The sequence below is a fragment of the Cupriavidus basilensis genome (genome assembly GCF_029335485.1).
Classification (GTDB): domain Bacteria; phylum Pseudomonadota; class Gammaproteobacteria; order Burkholderiales; family Burkholderiaceae; genus Cupriavidus; species Cupriavidus basilensis_E.
Window position 1 is genome coordinate 1 of record NZ_JARJLM010000450.1, and the last position, 4,921, is coordinate 4,921.

Annotated in this window: 4 protein-coding genes; 2 read left to right on the plus strand and 2 right to left on the minus strand. The window is 59.8% G+C overall.

Going from position 1 to position 4,921, the window contains the following annotated elements; genetic code table 11:
• Positions 1-70: 70 nt before the first annotated feature.
• Complete coding sequence (locus P3W85_RS27355; RefSeq protein WP_276267050.1) at positions 71-1,021, plus strand: TauD/TfdA dioxygenase family protein; 951 nt, start codon at positions 71-73, stop codon at positions 1,019-1,021.
• Positions 1,022-1,051: 30 nt separating this feature from the next.
• Positions 1,052-2,416, plus strand: coding sequence for an LLM class flavin-dependent oxidoreductase (locus P3W85_RS27360; RefSeq protein ID WP_276267051.1), 1,365 nt, complete (start codon positions 1,052-1,054; stop codon positions 2,414-2,416).
• 277 nt (positions 2,417-2,693) lie between these two features.
• Here P3W85_RS27360 and P3W85_RS27365 read toward each other — a convergent pair whose 3' ends face one another.
• On the minus strand, positions 2,694-3,068 hold the full coding sequence (locus P3W85_RS27365) for a hypothetical protein (RefSeq protein WP_276267052.1): 375 nt from the start codon (positions 3,066-3,068) through the stop codon (positions 2,694-2,696).
• A complete protein-coding gene (locus P3W85_RS27370) occupies positions 3,062-4,288 on the minus strand; it encodes a DUF6402 family protein (protein WP_276267053.1) in 1,227 nt (408 codons plus the stop codon). The genes P3W85_RS27365 and P3W85_RS27370 overlap by 7 nt, the downstream gene beginning before the upstream one ends.
• Positions 4,289-4,921: the final 633 nt, after the last annotated feature.

Below are 4,921 nucleotides of genomic sequence, written 5' to 3' on the forward strand. Positions count from 1 at the left end.
GCCGGCCGGCTGCCGCCGCATATCCGCTTCGCGATCTGAACCGCACCCTTCGCTCACAGGAGAATCCCGAATGACCCAGCAGCAAACCGCAGCAGAAGTCACGCTAGACATCCATCCCGTAGCGGGGCGCATCGGCGCCGAGATCCGCGGACTGAAGCTCGCGCCTGATCTCGACACCGCCACCTTTGCCGCCGTGCGCGCTGCGCTGCTGCGCCACAAGGTGCTGTTCTTCCGCGGCCAGGACCACCTGGACGATGTGGCGCAGGAAGGCTTCGCCAGCCTGTTCGGCACGCCGGTGCCGCACCCTACCGTACCCTCGCGCGATGGCACGCAGTTCCTGCTCGAACTCGATTCCGAGCACGGCGGCCGCGCCAATTCCTGGCATACCGACGTGACCTTCGACCTGGCCTACCCGCAGGTTTCCGTACTGCGCGGCGTGACCATTCCGCCGGCCGGCGGCGACACCGTGTGGGCCAACACGGCGGCGGCCTACCAGGACCTGCCCGAGGCGCTGCGCGAACTGGCCGACCGGCTCTGGGCGCTCCATACCAACGACTACGACTACGCCGCCACCCGCAACACGGTCAGCACCGAATCCGTCAAGCGCTACCGCGAGGTATTCACCTCCGCCATCTACGAGACCGAGCATCCTGTCGTGCGCGTGCACCCGGAGACCGGCGAGCGCACGCTGGTGCTGGGGCATTTCGTCAAGAAACTGCTGGGCTACTCGTCATCCGATTCGCAGCACCTGGTGGCCGTGCTGCAGGACCATGTGCACCGGCTCGAGAACACCGTGCGCTGGCGCTGGCGCGCGAACGACGTGGCGATCTGGGACAACCGCGCCACGCAGCATTACGCCATCAACGACTACGGCGCCGCGCGCCGCGTGGTGCGCCGGGTCACCATCGCCGGCGACGTGCCGGTCGGCGTGGACGGGCGCCGCAGCGTGGCCATCAAGTCCGGGACGCCCAAGAACGGCGAATCCGCCAATCACGCAGCCCCGGCGCGCGCGGCTGCGTGAACGGCCCCGGCGACCCACGCGGAGTATCCGATGCGCAATCCAGCACCACGGCGCCAGCTCAAGCTCGGCGCCTTCCTGCAAGCCACCGGCCACCATGTGGCCGGCTGGCGCCACCCCGGGGCCCAGGCCGATGCCGGCCAGAACCTGGCGCACTACGTGCGGCTGGCGCAGCGCGCCGAGGCCGCCGGCTTCGATACGGTGTTCCTGGCCGACGGCGTGGCGATCCGCTCGCTCGACGATGCCACCCTGCCCCGCACGGCGCGTGCCGCCAGCTTCGAACCGCTCACCCTGCTGTCCGCGCTGGCGGCGGTGACCGAGCGCATCGGCCTGGTAGCCACCGTGTCCACCACCTATAACGAGCCGTTCCATGTCGCACGCAAGTTCGCCTCGCTCGATCACCTGAGCGGCGGCCGCGCCGGCTGGAACGTGGTGACGTCCTGGTCCGACGCCGAGGCGCGCAACTTCAGCCTGGACAAGCACCCCGAGCACGCGGACCGCTACGCCCGCGCCGAGGAATTCGTCGATGTGGTCACGGGGCTCTGGGACACCTGGGAAGACGACGCCTTCCTCTACGACAAGGACAGCGGCCTGCATTTCGCAGCCGGCAAGCTGCATGCGCTGGACCACCACGGCAAGCATTTCCAGGTACGCGGCCCGCTCAACGTATCGCGCCCGCCGCAGGGCCATCCGGTGATCGTGCAGGCCGGCTCATCCGAGGCCGGGCAGGAACTGGCAGCCCGCACGGCGGACGTCATTTTCACCGCGCAACAGTCGCTGGACGATGCGCGCCGCTTCTACCAGGGCCTGAAAGGCCGGCTGGCCCGCTACGGCCGCACGCCCGACCAGCTCAAGATCATGCCGGGCGTGTTCCCGGTCATCGGGCGCACGGAGGCCGAGGCGAAGGAAAAGTTCGAAGCACTGCAGGACCTGATCCATCCCGCCGTCGGGCTGGCCCTGCTGTCGCAGAACCTCGGCGGCGTGGATCTCTCCGCCTACCCGCTCGACGGACCGCTGCCCGACGACCTGCCCGAGCCCAACGGCGCCAAGAGCCGCTTCCAGCTGGTGACCGGGCTGGCGCGCAGGGAGGGCCTGACCATCCGCCAGCTCTACCTGCGCGTGGCCACCGCGCGCGGGCACTGGTCCATCCACGGCACGCCGGCAAGCATCGCCGATCAGCTGCAGGCCTGGTTCGAGGGCGGCGCCGCCGACGGCTTCAACATCATGCCGCCGTGGCTGCCGGGCGGGCTGGACGACTTCATCGATCTGGTGCTGCCGGAACTGCGGCGGCGCGGACTGTTCCGCGATCGGTACGAGGGCAGCACCTTGCGCGAGCATCTTGGCCTGGCGCGGCCGGCGCATCCGCGCACGCTGGGGGATGGGCGGCGGGTGGCGTGACGGCGGAATACGAGGGGACAAGAGCCGGCACCGGGACCGGCTCCAGCTTGCCGACAAAGCCAAGGGATTTTCCGAAGCCGACCGGATGCGCCAAAAACGCTTGGAACGACGACGGTGTTTGCTCCTTCTGCCGTTGCGGGATACCTGGCAATACGAAATCAGCTTCTCGTGAGTTCCGGCTGTCGTGGCGCACCCAATTCGGACATTGCATGACATAGCCAGAAAGATCAGAAGCGTTAATACTCTGGAAGAGTAATGTAGCAAGAGGCTTCGTTCGCTACGGGAGTCTGGCCCGCATCCAATCCCAACGTGTTGGCGGCAACTTCACATAGCCGCTCTCATCAGAACCGGAAGTATCGTATATTACGCTATCGTCTCCCCAAATTATTTTTGGCCCAGGGTGTTTATATGTTCTTTCCGCCATTAGTTCCCCACTAAGCGCGTCATACAGGCGAAACAAAGTACCATACTCACTTGGCAAATAGCAGATTTCACCTATATAGGCACCGACAGACTCACGTTTACATTCGCGCGCAGCCGACCTATTTAGCGCATCACAGCCATAAGGAACAAGTAACACAACAATTACAATCAAAATCAACAATCTAAAAATCAATCCAATTCGCATTTTCAATTCAGAAAAAATCACCATAGATCAAACTCCACGACAATCGGACTTGGAAGCCTCATTAGCCGCCTATCAGAATACAAAATCAAATCCCCACCTTGATTATGTTCCAGCTGCCAATCTCGATAGTCTCTATTTCTCACAGGATAGTAGACACCATCTTCGGTAATCATTCCATTCCGCGCTATAGGTGCCATAATCCAGTCCCCCGTTGTTACCTCGCCAAGAGCCGTGGCGCTCGGAACAATGACAAAACCTTTTTTATTCCAATGCCCTAAGTATTGAGACCCTCTTTCTATCGCCCCGCCAAGATGGGATTCTTTTCTGTCATGGAATGTAAAAACATCGCGCATATACAGAGAAATATCCAATATTTCAACGCGTGCCCGCCTATCATTCACCATACCAACGAAAAATCCACCTATTGCCGCATTCAGTGAAAATGCGCCGAGAGAACCATATAGGTCATCCATCAACAACCCGTGTGGCATTACGGCGCCCCTCAAGAACATGATAAATTTATCTGTATTCTCGGCATCTATCAACACAAACTGAAACTGGAATTCTGCGTGATATTTTTGCATATCCCCATCACACAACTTCCACGCGTCTCTGTAGCAAGGCGAAGGCTGATGCCGCCTAAATATCTTCGCAATAGCATTATTAGCCTTTTTTGAATATATAGCCTCATCTACCAACTGCTCATATTTCTCCCTAGCTCGCCCAAACCCCAATATCCAATCCAATTTGAACATGGTTGTATCAATCATGTTTGGCGGGAATGGCTTTCCATTCTGATTAATACCAAATTTAGCGCCATCATCGGTATTCGCATAATTCAAATCGCCAGCGAGCCATTTTCGCATCACTTTCGCAGACATAGGCCAACCGATGCGATCCATCGCGCCAGGAATGTCCTGTAGATCAAACGGTTTAATGCGTGGCATTTTAGCCGCCTTCCCAGCGGGGGTCGGCACTGGCTTTGGCGGCGGCGCATTCATCCATTCTCGAAATTCTAAAAACCCTTCTATAAGCGACTTCGGCGGGCGCTTGGGCTCTTTCGGTTTTGGCGGCGCGGGGGGCGATGGCGGTTGATCGCGCAAGAGGGGCGCGGGCCGAGCCATAGAAATACAGAATTCATCTACATCTTCAATGCTGCATCCCTGCTGTCCATGCCTGAGCGCCCACAACGGTTTAATAAACCGTTGTTCAAAAAATGGAATCCGCTTATCTGATTTTTCCATAATTCCTCTCGTCACCGGCCTTTCACTTTGCCAACGGGCATGTGCCGCGGGCTCTCCCCGACGATGCACGACGCCAAGAATTACCATGATTTGGCAAAAAATTCGTCGGGAAAAGTCTGGTTCTTATGTGGAAATTTCAAAAAAATGCTATCTTTTCGCGCAATCCAGCGCTCATTGGCAGTGTGACCATAGAGAACCGCGATATGCGAGAGGAAACGCTAGAGCCCTCAATTACTGCCGGAATCGAGGCCGTGGAAACAGAACGCACTATGCTGCGCGCGCCCGACGTGGATAGCGGGCCAGGGTGCTCCGGCGCCGAGCCCGCAGGGGGTTAGGGTATGCGCTCAATGGTTGACCCGTGCAGCGTGCCATTGGGATAGCACAAGTGGTCGTCGTCGGGATGCGCGTGCAACCATGCCGGCAAGGCTTGCTTCATGGCACCGCCAAACTTTGCCGATGCCCAGACCGGGTCGGATTGCACAGCGTGTGCCGTGCCTTCGCCTTTTCCGCCAACGCGACAAGATTGCCCAGGCTATGTCAACCCGTTTGCAGTTGTGCGATCTCGCGGTTCAGGGCTTCCGGCATCTTGAGTTGGGCCTCACCGCCCTGGCCTTCGGTTTTATCCAGCGTGAC